This window comes from Parabacteroides sp. ASF519 (assembly GCF_000364265.2).
In the GTDB taxonomy this organism is placed as follows: Bacteria; Bacteroidota; Bacteroidia; order Bacteroidales; family Tannerellaceae; genus Parabacteroides; species Parabacteroides goldsteinii.
The window spans coordinates 5,730,104-5,746,465 of sequence record NZ_AQFV02000006.1 but is presented as its reverse complement, the minus strand read 5'-3'; the positions used below and the strand labels follow the sequence as shown (position 1 = coordinate 5,746,465).

11 protein-coding genes are annotated in these 16,362 nt (G+C 42.3%); 5 read left to right on the top strand and 6 right to left on the bottom strand.

Features of this window, described 5'->3' with window-relative positions:
• The first annotated feature begins 4 nt into the window (after window positions 1-4).
• Window positions 5-1,630, top strand: coding sequence for a RagB/SusD family nutrient uptake outer membrane protein (locus tag C825_RS22970; protein ID WP_010800340.1), 1,626 nt, complete (start codon window positions 5-7; stop codon window positions 1,628-1,630).
• A gap of 66 nt (window positions 1,631-1,696) precedes the next feature.
• Here the strand turns inward: C825_RS22970 and glgP are convergent, their stop codons facing one another.
• Both glgP and C825_RS22960 read right to left on the bottom strand, forming a co-directional pair.
• On the bottom strand, window positions 1,697-4,267 hold the full coding sequence (gene glgP, locus C825_RS22965; RefSeq protein ID WP_010800339.1) for an alpha-glucan family phosphorylase: 2,571 nt from the start codon (window positions 4,265-4,267) through the stop codon (window positions 1,697-1,699).
• Window positions 4,268-4,355: 88 nt separating this feature from the next.
• On the bottom strand, window positions 4,356-6,014 hold the full coding sequence (locus C825_RS22960; protein WP_007653756.1) for a glycosyltransferase: 1,659 nt from the start codon (window positions 6,012-6,014) through the stop codon (window positions 4,356-4,358).
• A 126-nt stretch (window positions 6,015-6,140) separates the two neighbouring features.
• On the opposite strand from C825_RS22960, the gene C825_RS22955 reads away from it, so the two are divergent.
• From C825_RS22955 to C825_RS22945, 3 genes are read left to right on the top strand one after another with little or no spacing between them, the layout of a single operon-like run.
• Window positions 6,141-6,431 carry a hypothetical protein gene (locus tag C825_RS22955; RefSeq protein WP_007653753.1) on the top strand — a complete coding sequence of 97 codons (291 nt, stop codon included), beginning with the start codon at window positions 6,141-6,143 and terminating at the stop codon, window positions 6,429-6,431.
• Complete coding sequence (locus C825_RS22950) at window positions 6,431-6,976, top strand: lysophospholipid acyltransferase family protein (protein ID WP_010800338.1); 546 nt, start codon at window positions 6,431-6,433, stop codon at window positions 6,974-6,976. The genes C825_RS22955 and C825_RS22950 overlap by 1 nt, the downstream gene beginning before the upstream one ends.
• 9 nt (window positions 6,977-6,985) lie before the next feature.
• Window positions 6,986-7,768 carry an amidohydrolase gene (locus C825_RS22945; RefSeq protein WP_007653745.1) on the top strand — a complete coding sequence of 261 codons (783 nt, stop codon included), beginning with the start codon at window positions 6,986-6,988 and terminating at the stop codon, window positions 7,766-7,768.
• A 167-nt stretch (window positions 7,769-7,935) separates the two neighbouring features.
• Here C825_RS22945 and dnaK read toward each other — a convergent pair whose 3' ends face one another.
• Entirely contained in the window at window positions 7,936-9,852 is a 1,917-nt protein-coding gene (gene dnaK / locus C825_RS22940; protein WP_007653744.1) for a molecular chaperone DnaK, read from the bottom strand.
• Window positions 9,853-10,098: 246 nt separating this feature from the next.
• Here dnaK and C825_RS22935 point away from each other — a divergent pair, with 246 nt between their 5' ends.
• The gene (locus tag C825_RS22935; protein WP_010800337.1) at window positions 10,099-11,493 is read left to right on the top strand and encodes a putative oxidoreductase C-terminal domain-containing protein; all 1,395 of its coding nucleotides are present in this window, start codon (window positions 10,099-10,101) and stop codon (window positions 11,491-11,493) included.
• A gap of 50 nt (window positions 11,494-11,543) precedes the next feature.
• Here C825_RS22935 and C825_RS22930 read toward each other — a convergent pair whose 3' ends face one another.
• The 3 genes from C825_RS22930 to C825_RS22920 form a co-directional block, all read right to left on the bottom strand.
• On the bottom strand, window positions 11,544-12,680 hold the full coding sequence (locus C825_RS22930) for an AAA family ATPase (RefSeq protein WP_010800336.1): 1,137 nt from the start codon (window positions 12,678-12,680) through the stop codon (window positions 11,544-11,546).
• 898 nt (window positions 12,681-13,578) lie between these two features.
• The gene (locus tag C825_RS22925; protein ID WP_228100184.1) at window positions 13,579-14,748 is read right to left on the bottom strand and encodes an alkaline phosphatase family protein; all 1,170 of its coding nucleotides are present in this window, start codon (window positions 14,746-14,748) and stop codon (window positions 13,579-13,581) included.
• Window positions 14,749-14,806: 58 nt separating this feature from the next.
• Window positions 14,807-16,354: a SusD/RagB family nutrient-binding outer membrane lipoprotein gene (locus C825_RS22920; protein ID WP_010800334.1), complete on the bottom strand. Its 1,548-nt coding sequence runs from the start codon at window positions 16,352-16,354 to the stop codon at window positions 14,807-14,809.
• Window positions 16,355-16,362 lie beyond the last annotated feature (8 nt).

Here is a 16,362-nt window from a genome sequence, read left to right as displayed (position 1 = left end):
AGTGATGAAGAAGTTAGTTTTACTATCCTATATTTTGTGCGGTTTTACTTTTCTTTCCTGTAGTAAGTTCCTGGAAGAGAATCCGCGAGATCAAATTTCGGAAGAGGAAGCCTATGATAATGCCACTTCGGTCTACCTGAACACGGTTGCAACGCTTTATAATTATGTAGGTGGTTACAGCGATAGCCAGGGATTACAGGGAACTTACCGAGGAATATATGACCTGAATACCTTTACGACGGATGAGGCGATCCTTCCGACCCGTGGCGGTGACTGGTATGACGGTGGTTTCTGGCAAGGTTTGTTTCTGCATAAATGGGGTGTCAGCAGTGATGCCATACGGGCGACCTGGGAGTATTTGTATAAGGTGATTGTGTTGAGCAATAAGTCTTTGGAACGTCTGGACGAATTTTATAAGCAGACGAACAACCGGTATATCCCGGCTTATATGGCTGAGGTGCGTGCTTTCCGGGCCATGTATTATTATTACCTGGTGGATATGTTCGGACGTGTTCCGCTTGTATTGTCGTCATCCACTCCGATGAAAGATGTAAAGCAGAGTACCCGGCAGGAAGTGTTTGAGTTTGTGGTAAAAGAATTGCAGGAAGCAGCACCGTTGCTAAGTGCGGAGCGTAGTAACCAGCTCGGTGACTATTACGGGCGTTTGACACGTCCGGTTGCTTATTTTCTGTTGGCTAAACTGGCTTTGAATGCCGAAGTTTACACAAATAATAACTGGACGACCGGAAGTCAGCCGGATGGAAAAAGTGTGTTTTTTGAAGTCGGCGGTCAACGGTTGAATGCGTGGGAAACCGTGATCGCTTATTGCGATTCCATAACAGCGCTTGGTTATCAGTTGTCACGTACTTATGAAGAGAACTTTTCCGTATTTAACGAAACCTCTGTAGAGAATATCTTTACGATTCCGATGGATAAGAATTTTTATACGAACCAGATGCAATACCTGTTTCGCTCCCGTCATTATAATCATGCGAAGGCTTACGGATTATCCGGTGAGAATGGCTCTGCCGCTACAATAGAAGCACTCCGGACTTTCGGTTATGATACGGATTCGGTCGATGCTCGTTTCAGTAAATGCTATTTTGCCGGTGTTGTGCTTGATCTGAATGGGGATACCGTTCGGCTCGATACCGGGCAGGTGTTGGAATATCTGCCCTGGAAGGTGGATGTGGATATATCCGGCAAACCGTTTGAGAAGGTGGCGGGTGCCCGTATGAAGAAATATGCAATCGATAAAACGGCGACTAAAGACGGGAAGCTGATGGATAATGATATTGTGCTGTTCCGTTATGCCGATGTTTTGCTGATGAAAAGTGAAGCATTGGTCCGTAACGGGGGAAACGGGGATGCAGAGTTGAATCAGGTCCGTTCCCGTGTCGGAATACCGGACCGTCAGGCTACTTTAGATAATATACTGGCCGAACGTCAACTGGAATTTGCCTGGGAAGGGTGGAGGAGGCAGGATCTGGTCCGCTTTGGTCTTTTTACACGGACCTATAGCAGCCGTCCGCAGTTACCGGGAGAAAGCAGTGGTTATACGACTGTCTTTCCGATTCCCGAAAATATACTTTCCCTGAATAGAAATCTGACACAGAATCCTGGATATTAAATAAATATGAAAAAAGGATGCCCCCGTTATGGAAGCATCCTTTTTCATATTTGCTATAACTGTTTATTATAACTGAATCCAACGAACATAAGCAAAGTCCATACGGTGAGGCAATTCTTTGTTTACAGGGTAAACACGGAAGCCCATTTTATGAACACCAGCTTCGCTCGGAGTTGTTTTCAATTCAAAGAACAGTTTAGAACCTTCTTCTTTCTTCAGCACGAACGGTTTTGTATAAAGCAATTCAAGCTGATGATTTTCCGAGTTTTCTTTGGTCACAACCACTTCAGCTCCAAGCATTCCCTGAAGGTCTTTGCGGTCGATTACCAGATTGAATGAATATTCTTTGCCTACAACCGGTCCGTCGATAGCCAGATCCTTGCTGCAAGTGAATGATTCAACCTGGAAGCTGTCCCAATGTTCTGCCACTTCTTCTTTCCATGCTGCGATAGCTTTGGCTTCAGCGTAGTTACCTTCACGCAAATGAGCGGAACGGTTAGCCAGTTTGCTGTAGAAACGGCTGATATAATCGTCCAACATACGTTTCATTGTATAGTCGGGAGCGATCTGAGACATTGAGTTCTTGATATACTGGATCCATTCGGGAGAGTATCCCTTGCTGTTTTTAGCATAGTAAGTCGGGATGATCTCTGTTTCCAATATATGGTAGATCGTAGCGGCATCCAACTGATCCTGATACTGCTGGTTTTCGTAAGTACGCTTGTCGGTCAATGCCCAACCAGCGCCTTCTTTATAACCTTCGTACCACCATCCGTCGAGTACGGAGAAGTTCAGTACACCGTTCATCTCTGCTTTTTCACCGGATGTACCTGATGCTTCCAGCGGACGGGTCGGAGTGTTCAACCAAACGTCGACACCGGCAACCAGGTGACGTGCCAGACGCATGTCGTAGTTTTCGAGGAAGATGATCTTACCCAGGAATTCCGGACGACGTGAGATTTCTACGATATGTTTGATCAATCCCTGTCCGCCGCCGTCAGCCGGGTGGGCTTTTCCGGTAAATACGAACTGGATCGGATATTTTTCATTGTTTACGATCTTAGCCAAACGGTCAAGGTCTGTGAACAATAAGTGTGCACGTTTATAAGTGGCGAAACGACGGCCGAAACCGATCAGCAACGCATTCGGGTTGATCTTTTCAAGGATAGAAACAACCTTTACAGGGTCTCCCTGATTCTTCAACCAGCTCTGTTTGTACTGGCCTTTGATGTATTCGATCAGTTTATTTTTCAGAGTTTTGCGCAGTTCCCAGATATCGTCGTCGTTGACGTTCTGGATAGCTTCCCAAAGTTTTTTGTTGGATTGGTCTTCAAAGAATTTTTCACCGAAACGCTGGTGGAAGAAACGTTTCCATTCTGTAGAAGCCCATGTCGGCATGTGTACGCCATTAGTTACATATCCTACATGCAGTTCATCCGGGAAATATCCTTTCCATACCGGAGCAAACATGCGTTGTGATACTTTTCCGTGCAACCAGCTTACGCCGTTTGCTTCCTGGCAAGTATTCAAAGCGAATACACTCATAGAGAACTTTTCGTTAGAACCCGGGTTTTCGCGTCCCATATCGATAAATTCCTGCCAGCTGATACCCAGCTTACCGGGGAATTCACCCATGTAGCGGCCGAACAGGCCTTCGTCAAAATAGTCGTGTCCGGCAGGAACCGGAGTATGTACTGTATAAAGAGCAGAAGCGCGTACAACTTCCAATGCCTGATTGAAAGTAAGTCCGTCGTTTTGGATATAGTTAACCAGACGCTGAGCATTGATCAATGCTGCGTGGCCTTCGTTACAATGATAGATCTGTTTTTTGATACCCAGTTTATCCAGCATCAGGATACCGCCGATACCTAACAGGTATTCCTGTTTCATACGGTTTTCCCAGTCGCCTCCATATAACTGGTGAGTGATTGAACGGTCCCATTCACTGTTCTGAGGAATGTCTGTATCCATCAGATACAAAGGAACACGTCCTACGCTTACTTTCCAGATATGAGCATATACGGTTCTACCTGGGTAAGGTACTTCCAATACCATTGGTTCGCCGTTTGACTGCATTACCTGAGAAAGAGGTAAAGAGTTGAAGTTCTGCGGTTCGTAGTTTGCAATCTGCTGTCCGTCCATAGACAGTGATTGTGTAAAGTATCCGTAACGATACAGGAAACCTACAGCTGTCAGATCAATGTTACTGTCGCTGGCTTCTTTCAGGTAGTCACCTGCCAGAACACCCAGACCACCGGAGTATATTTTCAACACGTTGGTGAGTCCGTATTCCATACTGAAATATGCAACAGACGGTTTAGTAGCATCCGGTTTTACGTCCACATATTTTCTGTAGCTGGCGTAAACTTCCTGGATTTCGGCCATCAATACTTTGTCGGCCTGGATTTCTTCAATACGTTTGAATGATAAGCTTTGGAGTAAAAGCACCGGGTTACCTTCCGTAGATACCCAAAGGTCTTTGTCGATTTTTCCAAATAATTTAGCTCCTTCATGATTCCATACCCACCACAAATTAGTAGCCATTTCGTGTAAGGGTTGTAATGCTTCGGGAAGCATCGAATGTGAATAAACGTCCTTCCAGATCGGACTGTTTGCGTTATTCGCCTTGATTTTCATTATTGTGAGATTTAAAATGATTCAACTTTTAATAAGATGTAAAAAACTGTGGCAAAGATAGAATTATCTTGCTAATTATGAGCTATGTTTAACTGTTTCTTTTAGTTGCAGCTTCCAATGCGTCGCTGAAAGCTTTTTGATAGAAAACAATGAATTTACTCCATTCAGCCTGCTTTGCCAGTTTAAAACAGCGTTTGCGTATTTCTTCAACTTCTTTTTTGTCTTTCTTGACGAGTGAGAGGATTGAAGCAGTGATAGCATCAGCAACATCGAAATAGTTGAAGTCTGTCCGTTCAATAACAGCCACACCTTCGCTGATGTTTTTGCCGGAGACACTTTTTTCCGCCCAAAGGCCGAAGCCGGCCAGATTGGTCGTTACTGTCGGTATGCCAAAGGCAACACTTTCCAGTGGAGTGTATCCCCAGGGTTCGTAGTATGACGGATATACAGTTGCGTCCATACCGATCAGCAGATCGTAATAGGGCTTGTTAAAGATTCCGTCGCGTCCGTCCAGGTAACAGGGCACAAATATTATTTTCAGTTTTTCGGAAGCCTGATTTGTGAATCCTGCGTGTGAGATATAATTTAATACCTTGTCCTGATCCATCAGATTCAGCCAGTGGGTAATAAAAGGCATTTGCATGGGAGAGGTGGTCTGAATATTTTTTTCAATCACCTCTTTCAGGTCGGCGCGTGCGTCGCGGACCCAGGCCGGAACCATCAGGAAGGCAACGACTTCACGTTGTAATTCTCCTGAATTGCGTACACGGTTCATGGCTTCGATGAAGACATCGATCCCTTTGTTGCGGTATTCATACCGTCCGCTGGTCGATACGAGCAATGCATCCGGAGAGATGGGACATCCCAGTAATTTCTCGGCTACATTGATCAATGTCTTGCGAGCTTCTGCACGTTTCTTGGTATATTCTTTTCCTTCGGGAACGAAGTTGGGCTCAAAACCGTTCGGGGTAACAATATCCGGAGCCTTGTCCAGTAATTGCTTACACTCCCGGGCAGTGATATCGCTGACTGTCGTGAAACAGTCCACATGGTGAGCGGTTTGCTTTTCCAGCGAATGTTTGGCCTCCATATTCAGTTCCTTCGCCATCTGGTCGCCGTTGTATCCGTCCATATAAGCATATAATGCTTTGTTGTTGCCGGCAATGGAACGGCCGATAGATGTAGCATGAGTAGTGAACAGGGTTGCAATGGCGGGGATTTGCTTTTTGATATAAAGCGCTCCCATACCCAGCATCCATTCATTGAACAGTGCTGTAACTTTCTTATCGGAAAGATTATAGAAGTTGTAGAAACTTTCAATCACTTTTCCTACTGCATAGGCAAAAATACAGGATTCGTCATAGTCGCCATAAGCGTGCATCGAATCTACCCTGAAGTTTTCCCACATGGAGTAAAAGAAAGCGTCCCGATCACTGAAAAAAGGCTTGAAGTCGATTAATACCACCGGAGGAGTACCAGGTACGTTCCAGCGTCCGACTTTCATTTTTAGTTTGTCAGTGGTTCTTGCATGTTTTTTCCAATCAGCAAACAGAGCATCATCTTCGATAAAGTCCGGAGCGTTAGCGGGTCCCCACACATCAGGTCCGATAAATACCACTTTATCGTTAAACATCTGTTGCAGAGTGTGCGCTTTTGTAGACAGCACTGTGTAGATCCCTCCCACTTTATTACAGACTTCCCAACTGCTTTCAAAGAGATATTCTGGCGTTGTTGTCTTTGTATCCATAAACGATTTTGTTTATAATCAGAGAATTTGAAGCTGCAAAGATACATTATTTTTATCTTTTTTCCTGCGGTGTGAGTTATTTAATAAAGGATTTTGTAGATTTGTAGATATTTTAATGCGAAAATTATGGCTAAAAGAAGAATTTTAAAGAAAGAAATCAGCTATGTAGCAGGTGAACTGTTTTCTGAAGTATTAGTTTGTAAGCTATTTATTCCTGGAGTAGAGGGAGATAAAGCTGATGTTCTGTTGACAAGGATACTGGATATGCAGGATGAATTTATCCGTCGTGCCGGAACTCCGGATGCCAAAGACAACAAAACACTGGTAAAAGAGTATTATCGTAAACTTAGAGTTGATTTGCAGACAGAAGTCGACGCTATTGCTAACGAAATAGGAGAGCTAAGTAAAGAAAAATAATGAAGAAAGCGATCTGTAAGGCACTTCTTCGCATGGCCGGATGGAAACTGGGACCAGTTGGCGAAGATGTGCCTAAATGTGTGATATGCGTTGCCCCGCATACCAGCAATTGGGATTTTATTGTCGGAAAGTTGTTTTATACGGCATTAGGGCGTAACGCCAGTTTTCTAATCAAAAAAGAATGGTTCTTTTTTCCGTTCAATATATTGTTTTCGTGGCTGGGTGGTGTGCCTGTCGACCGTCATCAACGGACTTCGGTAACCGACCAGATGGTTGAGGTGTTTAATAAACGTAAACTTTTTCAGCTGGCTGTGACACCGGAAGGTACACGTAAAAAGGTGGAAGAATGGAAGAAAGGGTTTTATTATATTGCTGAAAAGGCACAGGTTCCTATCATGATCGCTTATTTTGATTATGCAAAGAAGGAAGCCGGGTTTAAAGGATTGTTTTATCCAACCGGGGATGCAGAAAAGGATATTCGTACAATTCGTGAAAGTTACCGGGATGTGACAGCTTGTCATCCGGAAAATTTCGTAAAAGTTTAATTTACTATTATGGCAGACAGCTTACGTATCAGTATGATTCAATCCCATATCATTTGGGAAGACAGAGACGAGAATCTTGGTTATTACGGAGAATTACTCCGGCGTGTGAGTGGGAAAACGGATATTGCCGTACTTCCCGAAACCTTTACAACCGGTTTTTCCATGGAGGTGGAAAAGCTGGCAGATACGATGGATGGCCCGACTGTCCCGACTATAAAGGGATGGGCCGCTAAATATAATCTGGCTGTCGCCGGTAGTTTTATTGCGAAAGAAGACGGAAAATATTTTAACCGTGCTTTCTTTATCACGCCGGAAGGGGACGAATATTATTATGATAAACGTCATTTATTCCGGATGGCTGCTGAAGATAAGCATTTCACGGCTGGCGATAAACGTACGGTAATAAAGTATAAAGACTGGAATATCTGTTTGCAGGTTTGTTATGATCTCCGTTTCCCGGTGTGGAGCCGCAACGTGGATAATGAGTATGACCTATTAATATATGTAGCAAACTGGCCTGAACCCCGTAAAAAGGTATGGAAAGCATTGTTGCCTGCCAGGGCCATTGAAAATATGGCGTATGTGTGCGGTGTGAACCGGGTGGGTATCGATGGTAAAGGGTTTACTTACCGGGGCGATTCCATGATCTTCTCTCCGAAAGGAAAGAAACTGGCAGATGCCGGCAAACGGGAGGAAATAACTCGTACCTGTACATTAAATAAGAGTGATTTGGAGGAATTGCGTGCTAAATTCCCGGCGTGGAAGGATGCAGATGCTTTTTCGATTCTCTGAGTCATAGAGTTATTGAAAAAAAAGAGCGGCTATCAGGAAGAAACCTGGTAGCCGTTCTTTTTAGGAAATACGTAGAGGGTGTGAGTTGTGTTTTGGTAAAAAAAAAGCGACTGCCGGAAATTAATCCGACAATCGCTCTTCATCTTATGTGGAAAATGTAATCTATCTTACTTCACTTCTTCGAAGTCAACATCTGTTACGCCACCGTCCTTAGCTCCGCCAGCATTGTTGTTGGCCTGTTGCTGTCCGAAATCAGGTCCCGGTTGTGCACCGCCCTGAGCATTCTGAGCATTGTACATTTCCTGGCTTGCAGCCTGGAATACTGTATTCAGTTCAGTCATGGCAGCATCGACACCTGCAATATCCTGAGCCTTGTGAGCTTCTTTCAGCTTATTCAATGCTGCTTCGATAGGAGCTTTCTTATCAGCCGGAAGTTTGTCTCCTAGGTCTTTCAACTGTTTTTCAGTCTGGAAGATCATACTGTCAGCCTGGTTCAGCTTGTCGATACGTTCTTTTTCTTTCTTGTCGGCTTCAGCATTGGCTGCAGCTTCGTCTTTCATGCGTTTTACTTCGTCGTCGCTCAAACCACTGGATGCTTCGATACGGATGCTCTGTACTTTACCGGTTCCTTTATCTTTTGCAGATACGTTCAAGATACCGTTTGCGTCGATATCGAAAGTAACTTCAATCTGAGGTACACCACGCTGTGCAGCAGGTATTCCGTCCAGATGGAAACGGCCGATTGATTTGTTATCCTTAGCCAGAGAACGTTCGCCCTGCAGGATATGGATTTCTACAGACGGCTGGTTGTCGACAGCAGTTGTAAATGTTTCCGATTTCTTAGTCGGGATTGTTGTGTTGGCTTCGATCAGCTTAGTCATCACGCCACCCATTGTTTCGATACCCAGAGACAGCGGAGTAACATCCAGCAACAATACGTCTTTTACTTCACCAGTCAATACACCACCCTGGATTGCAGCACCTACAGCTACTACTTCATCCGGGTTAACACCTTTGGAAGGAGCTTTGCCGAAGAATTTTTCAACGATAGCCTGTACAGCCGGGATACGTGTAGAACCACCTACCAGGATTACTTCGTCGATATCGGAAGTACTCAAACCTGCATCTTTCAATGACTGACGGCACGGTTCGATACAAGCCTGGATCAGGCTGTCTGCCAACTGTTCGAATTTAGCACGTGTCAATGTCTTAACCAAGTGCTTTGGAATACCGTTAACCGGCATGATATACGGCAGGTTGATTTCTGTGCTTGTTGTGCTTGACAATTCGATCTTAGCTTTTTCAGCAGCTTCTTTCAAACGTTGCAAAGCCATCGGGTCTTTGCGCAGGTCAACGCCTTCTTCACGAAGGAATTCTTCTGCCAGCCAGTCGATAATCACGTGGTCGAAGTCATCACCACCCAGGTGAGTATCACCGTTTGTTGATTTTACTTCAAATACACCGTCACCCAATTCAAGGATTGAAATATCGAATGTACCGCCACCAAGGTCGAATACGGCGATCTTCATATCTTTGTTGGTCTTGTCAAGACCATAAGCCAGAGATGCGGCAGTCGGTTCGTTCACGATACGGCGAACATTCAGACCGGCAATTTCACCGGCTTCTTTTGTAGCCTGACGCTGAGCATCGCTAAAGTAAGCCGGAACAGTGATAACTGCATCTGTTACTTCCTGTCCTAAATAATCTTCAGCAGTCTTCTTCATCTTCTGAAGAACCATTGCTGAAATTTCCTGCGGAGTGTACAGACGGCCTTCGATATCCACACGCGGAGTGTTGTTATCGCCACGTACTACCTTATAAGGTACGCGGTTGATTTCTTTCTGAACCTGGTCGTAAGTTTCACCCATGAAACGTTTGATAGAAAATATAGTTTTTTCCGGATTGGTGATAGCCTGACGTTTTGCGGGATCACCAACTTTACGTTCGCCGCCTTCAACGAATGCAACGATTGAAGGAGTCGTTCTTTTACCTTCGCTGTTTGCAATAACAACCGGTTCGTTACCTTCCAGTACGGCAACACATGAGTTGGTTGTTCCTAAGTCGATACCAATAATTTTTCCCATAATTTTCTACTATTTTAATTGTTATTATTTTTCGTCTTTGCTTTTTCTCTTGTCGAGTTGCACCAATTAGTATACAAAACGTATGCCAAAGTAACAATGAACGGTTCCGAATTGTTTTTGCTGTCAGAAATAATGACAATACGGCAGATGTTAAAACGATATATTTTTATCTTTGTGGCATAGAAGTGATTCTTGTATAATTTTAGACCGAAGGTGGAGAATATTATTAATTAAATCGTATATAAAATGAAAAACTATCTTGTTTTTACCATGGCTACACTTTTATTGGGAACGGCGTGTTCCTCTAAGAAGGAACACGCAGAAGGGTTTACCGGCGCACCGGGCGAGGTGAAACTGATAACGCTCGATCCCGGACATTTTCATGCAGCACTGGTACAAAAAGTCTCTTATCCACAAGTTTCCAAGGATGTTTATGTGTACGCTCCCACAGGTTTCGATGTAAACGAACACCTGAAGCGTATCGAAGGATTTAACACTCGTGCGGAAAATCCGACACAGTGGAATGAAATTGTTTATACAGGTACTGATTATCTTGAAAAAATGCTTGCCGAGAAGAAGGGTAATGTCATGATTCAGGCCGGTAACAACGGTAAGAAGACAGAATATATAAAGAATACACTGGAAGCCGGTATCAATGTACTGTCTGACAAGCCTATGGCAATCAATAGCCAGAATTTTAAATTACTGGAAGAGTGTTTTGATATTGCCAGGCAAAAGAACGTCCTGTTGTATGACATTATGACTGAAAGGAATGAGATTACAACGATGTTACAGCGTGAGCTTTCAACAATTCCGGCGATATATGGTGAACAGCTGAAAGGTTCTCCCGACGAGCCGGCTATCGTAAAGGAAAGTGTGCATCATTTGTTTAAGCTGGTGGATAACAAACCGCTGACTCGTCCAGTGTGGTATTTTGATGTAACTCAGCAGGGGGAAGGTATTGTGGATGTAACAACTCACCTGGTAGATCTCGTTCAGTGGGAGGCTTTTCCTGAACAGATCATCGATTATAAAAAAGATATCGAATTGGTTGATGCGAACCGTTGGACAACTTCAATCAGTCCGGAGGAATTTAAGCAGGTGACAGGCACGGATGCTTATCCTGATTTCCTGAAAAAGGATGTGGAGAACGATACATTGAGAGTTTATTGCAACGGAGATATCGTTTATAAGATCAAAGGTGTGACGGCTAAAGTTTCTGTTATTTGGAATTATACTTTCCCGAAAGGCGGCGGTGATACGCATTTTTCTGTCATGAAGGGAAGTAAGGCCGACTTGGTGATCCGTCAGGGTAAAGAACAGGGATATAAGCCGGAATTATATATTGAGGTATTGCCCGATATTGATCTGGCTGCTTATGAAAAAGAACTGGCTGCTGCCATGTCGACCGTGGCGGATAAATATCCGGGAGTTGCTTTGGATAAGGTTTCGGATAATGTATGGCAAGTTCAGATCCCTGCAACATACAGGGTAGGGCATGAAGCTCATTTCGGACAAGTGATGGAAAATTATCTGCAATATTTGCAGGACGGAAAATTGCCGGACTGGGAAGTCCCGAACATGATCGCCAAGTATTATGTGACAACGCATGCGTTGGAGATGGCGAAGACGAAGAAGTAAAGGAAGGTAGGCTATTAGGGAGCGTAGATTGTTTTGGTCATCAGCGCTCCTTAATATTCGGTAGCCAACCAATCGGCAAAGAAATAGTCGTATACACGATAAACACCATCTGTTTGCGTGATAAGGTTTTTCTCCATCAATCCTTTGACTGCCGCTTGTACGGAACTGGCAGAAGGTAAATTGTATTTCTTAATAAAGGCAGAAGATGTTATGCCTTGTGCCTCCCGTTCTTTAGCTATGGCCTGCAGTACCTGTTTTTGCTTGGTTGCAAGGTTTGCTAATATTTCCCGGTAAAGGCTGTCTTGTGTTTGGATAACATTTTTTCGTGCTGTTTCGATCTTATCTGTTTTACACCATTCTCCATGAGCAGTCAGGGCAAATAATTCGTTCATCATCATTTGAACGAACCAGGTATAACCGGCAAACATCGAATAAACTTTCTCAGTAACCGTCCTTTCAATATGTTTCCCACGTTCCTCAAACATACGATTTGCAAACTTGATATAAGTTTCTTGTGGGATAGCTTTCAATCCCATACCTATGGAACTTTGATAGAATGGTTTTGAGGGCGAATTGAACATATTATTCATAAGATGTTGTTTACTACCGGCAAAAATAAACATGGTATGGCTGCATTGCTGAATTTTCGTACGTAGCAGAGCCTCGACATTTTTCTCTTCGTAACCGGCTATTTGCTGAAATTCGTCTATCGCCACAATACAAGGCCTATCTGCTGATTCTAAATAGTTGAAAATCTCATCCAGCGTGATTTGTGGTGTCTGAATATCTCCCAATCCGATATCGAAGCCGGGTTCTCCCGTCAATGCATCCAGTTTAAATCCAACGCGTAATGAACTTATTATTTGAAAGAACTTTTCGCTCCAGGACGTTTTCAAAGGTTTTAGTTCGTCATAAATAGATTTTCCCAATAAATAGACAAATTCAGCCAGTGAGGTCGTTGCATAGATATCAATAAAAAAAGTATAATAACTTTCCTTGATTTGTTTCTGACGGAAACAGTGATTTATCAGCCCTGTTTTCCCTAGGCGACGAGGAGAAATCAGAGCTACATTGCGGCCATTCTCAATCTGTTTAATCAAAAAGTCCGTTTCTTGTTCACGATCACAGAAATACTTGTCGGAAATATACCTTCCTACGACAAAAGGATTCGTCACTGCTATATCCATATTTTCTTTTTATTGCAAATGTAATTATTATGTTTATAATAAAAGTATGTTCTTGGGATATTTTAGGAACGTAGTTACTTTATCGGATATTGATTTTACTATATTTCATTAATTTATTATTTATAGCTTTTCTATTCTAATAAATTATATTTATTATCTACAATATCTACAACTATGCTATGATTTAATTGAAAATAAATATATTATATAGTGGTTGCAGGTGAAAATATATCTACAACTAATATCAGTTATCTACCACTATAAGCTTATTTTGTAACTTTTTATTTGTTTTTCTGAAAAGAAGTGCCAGTATTCGCCTGAAGACTGATATTTATATACATCATTATTCTTAGTTATTGAGTGAAAGTAGAACTTACGTTTGTTTCTTGGCAGGCAACGATGGGTGGAGGATAAGGAACGAATAAATAGTTTATTGCATGAAAAACTTTTGTTTTGTACCTGAAAAATTAAAGTTTCTATGTGGTGAAACAAAAGTTTTGTGCCGTATAAACTCTTGTTTCTTCAGCAGGAAACAAATGGAAACAGGTTGGTTGATTCTCTCAAACAGCGTATTCGATGAAGAATAATGTTTATGATGTATCCGGCAAGCAGGAAGATCTTTCGATTGTTAGTTGTAAAAACGGAAAATAGTGGTAGATATAGGTTGGTAATTGTAGATGATTTTTTATCTGCAACAATTATGTAGATAGTTGATAAACAATGGACTGAAGTGTAAGTTGTAGATATGGTAGATAATTTTGAATAATTAATCTTTTTCTGATTCCGATAAATAGAAGAGCCGGGAATCAGATCAAAGGAAAAGAGACATTGAGACACGGATTTAAATTTGTTATTTCGCGTGTCTCAATGTGAAAAATTACTACTTTTATTTACCGATTTATTGTACCCAACGATTCAAATGATTGTTGGGGGTTTCCAGTACAAATTTGTAATAGTGAGAATCCGGTAATTGATCGGAAGAAACCACATACATCTGTTTCTTGGCAGGAACTCTCGCGATTTTCTTCCATTGATCTTTGCCACCTTCTTTGTATTGGTTCGTTGAAGAAACATAAATATCCACCATTGCGTCTGGATTGAGGCAATTCCAAGAAAGTGTGACAGAGTCGTCGTAAGGGGAAGTACCCATTTGTGTGATATCTACTTGACCTATAAACGGGATTCCATCCTGTTCCCATCGTACCTGTTGCGGAATATTAAATTCCATAAAACGGCAAATGGAAGGGGTTATGTTGACGATGGCCAAGTCCTCTGTGTTAAATCGCTCATTGACAGGTTGGTTAGTCGATATCCAGGTAGTCCGTTCGCGTTTCGACTGGCCGCCATGTCCATGACCATTCTCGCCACGACCATGATCGGTCGTTACTACGATCATCCAGTCTTCGTTAAAATTGGCTTCCCGATACTTCACTGCGTCCCAAATCTTGCCGATCTGTGCATCTGCTTTCTGTGTGTAATCGTCAAAGAAACGTCCGTTTCCTTCAATATGGCCTGCATCGTCCGTATACCATAGATATACCCAACTCAAATCTGCGGCATCCTGTCTTATACCTTTGGCAGCCTGTTCCGTCACATACTCATCGATATCGAAAATGCGCAGGTCTTTCTCCTTTTTCGGGAAACGAAGTGTATCCAAATCATATCCATCGCATATAAAGTCTATCTTCAAATAATTAGTTTCCGGCTTTCCTTCTCCCAACAAGACTGTCCGGTTATCTGTCCAGCTTGAATAAATTGCCGTTTTATACGGTTTAGATTGCTCTTTGGCAATCCGGAAAATCGTCCAATAATTGTAATTAGGCTTCAAATTCGAATTACCATCTACATTATGTTTATTCATCCAGGTAGCTGTAAGTAAATTGGTATAGCCGATTGCTGAAATTGTCGGAGTTTGCGAATAACTTCCAATTTCTCCTCCGGTATAAGCTCGGGCATAAGCTCCTTTGGATGCGATTTCGTCAATAGCTGGTGTGTTTAGACGCTCTATCATGTCGGCAGGAATACCATCAACAATAATAAACACAGCTTTTTTTGTTTTTGCAGCCATAGATATTAAAGAAAGACTGCAAAAAAGTATTATCCATTTGAGTTTCATAAGTCTGTTTTTATTTTAATATCCACATTAATTCATTCCAATCGTCATTACCATTATATTGACGTTGAATCGCTTCTTCCAGGTTTTCGCGGTTAAAATCATACTCTCGCTGTTCATATCTCCATCTCATTGGCATCTTGTCCGGAACGGTATTCATGTTTGTCGACGGATTAACGGGAAGTTTAGGGTATCCGGTCCGACGAAAATCATAATAGCAGGTATAAGTATTATGCATGAACAGGTCCAGATATTTTTGTGTGAGGACTTTATTCAGGTCGTTTTCAAAAGTACTTTCTTTTGCACCTAATTGTAATTCAGGTTTATCTAAGAAAGACTGGATATAATCGTCCGTTATTTCTCTATTATGCCTGTAAGCGAGAGGGGTGTAAGTAGCAGCGAAATTCATACTGGCTTCAATCCCCTTATGATAATAAGAGTTTGCATCTCCATCAATCCACCCCCTGAGACAAGCTTCCGCTAAAACGAAATTTAATTCAGCATACCCCATTTGGATTGTTGGCTGGCAGTTGTCTATTTCAAAGAAACGGGAATTTATATTTGATATGCTATCGGCAGTGTATAAATCCAATATTTCACTATACACCCGGGATGGGTCAATTCCTAAATAAGCATCCCAGTCTTCGTCGGGTATACCCGCTTTGGTTTGTGCCTTTGCCGGGTTGCAGTAAAAGAAAAGACGATTGTCCTGATATTTTTTCAGAGTATCTATTATTGTTACAGATACTCCCGAGTAAAAATTGAATCGTGAAAGATAAAGAGGATACAGTTGAGAAGATAATGTTCCGTAAACTAACTGGAAATTGTCGGCGTTTGACTCAAATAAAACTTGTTGAGAGACGATTGCCGTAAAGCGTTGTTTAACGTTCAGTTCTGCCTCTTTCTCTTTTTTAGACAAGCTCATCAATATCCTTAACTGCAAAGCAGATACAGCTCTTTTCCATTTTTCAGGATCTCCGCCATACACGAAATCTCCATCGAAATTACGAGTCGCATTGGAAAAATGTGTGTACGAAGCATCCAGGTCATCCAACATTTGTACGAATACTTCTTTTTGGGTATCATATTTCGGTTTGATATTTCCTTCTTCTCCTTTCAATGCATCCGAATAAGGAATATCTCCCAGACTCATCGTTGTGTCATAAAGCCTGAATACTTTAATGAACAGAGCTAGTCCTTGATAAGCCTCCTTATCGACATCCGACGCCAATTCTACCATCTTAAGACAGTTTGTCAGGCTATTGTATACTCCAAATCCGGTTGTGTTTATCCGGTTATACTGGACTTTTCGGCTATCTTCCGCTCCCTCATGCCAACTGATCATTTTGGTGAGGAACATATCGTAAAAATATCCTTTAGGATCAGATTTTCCACCTATTCTCAAGGTCTCTTTCAATTGTCCGGTAGCCAACATTCCCGGAGTTGCGGTAGTTGCAGAATCCGGATTCGTATTAATTTCATCAAATCTGCTGCAGCTATAAGTCATGCATATTATTACAACCAAAAGACAACAGTTGATATATGATTTTATTTTTTTCATGTCATTTC

Excerpts from the sequence above, each read along its gene's own strand:
- C825_RS22970 (WP_010800340.1), top strand. The coding sequence starts at position 5 with ATGAAGAAGTTAGTTTTACTATCCTATATTTTGTGCGGTTTTACTTTT.
- glgP (WP_010800339.1), bottom strand. The coding sequence starts at position 4,267 with ATGAAAATCAAGGCGAATAACGCAAACAGTCCGATCTGGAAGGACGTT.
- C825_RS22960 (WP_007653756.1), bottom strand. The coding sequence starts at position 6,014 with ATGGATACAAAGACAACAACGCCAGAATATCTCTTTGAAAGCAGTTGG.
- C825_RS22955 (WP_007653753.1), top strand. The coding sequence starts at position 6,141 with ATGGCTAAAAGAAGAATTTTAAAGAAAGAAATCAGCTATGTAGCAGGT.
- C825_RS22950 (WP_010800338.1), top strand. The coding sequence starts at position 6,431 with ATGAAGAAAGCGATCTGTAAGGCACTTCTTCGCATGGCCGGATGGAAA.
- C825_RS22945 (WP_007653745.1), top strand. The coding sequence starts at position 6,986 with ATGGCAGACAGCTTACGTATCAGTATGATTCAATCCCATATCATTTGG.
- dnaK (WP_007653744.1), bottom strand. The coding sequence starts at position 9,852 with ATGGGAAAAATTATTGGTATCGACTTAGGAACAACCAACTCATGTGTT.
- C825_RS22935 (WP_010800337.1), top strand. The coding sequence starts at position 10,099 with ATGAAAAACTATCTTGTTTTTACCATGGCTACACTTTTATTGGGAACG.
- C825_RS22930 (WP_010800336.1), bottom strand. The coding sequence starts at position 12,680 with ATGGATATAGCAGTGACGAATCCTTTTGTCGTAGGAAGGTATATTTCC.
- C825_RS22925 (WP_228100184.1), bottom strand. The coding sequence starts at position 14,748 with ATGGCTGCAAAAACAAAAAAAGCTGTGTTTATTATTGTTGATGGTATT.
- C825_RS22920 (WP_010800334.1), bottom strand. The coding sequence starts at position 16,354 with ATGAAAAAAATAAAATCATATATCAACTGTTGTCTTTTGGTTGTAATA.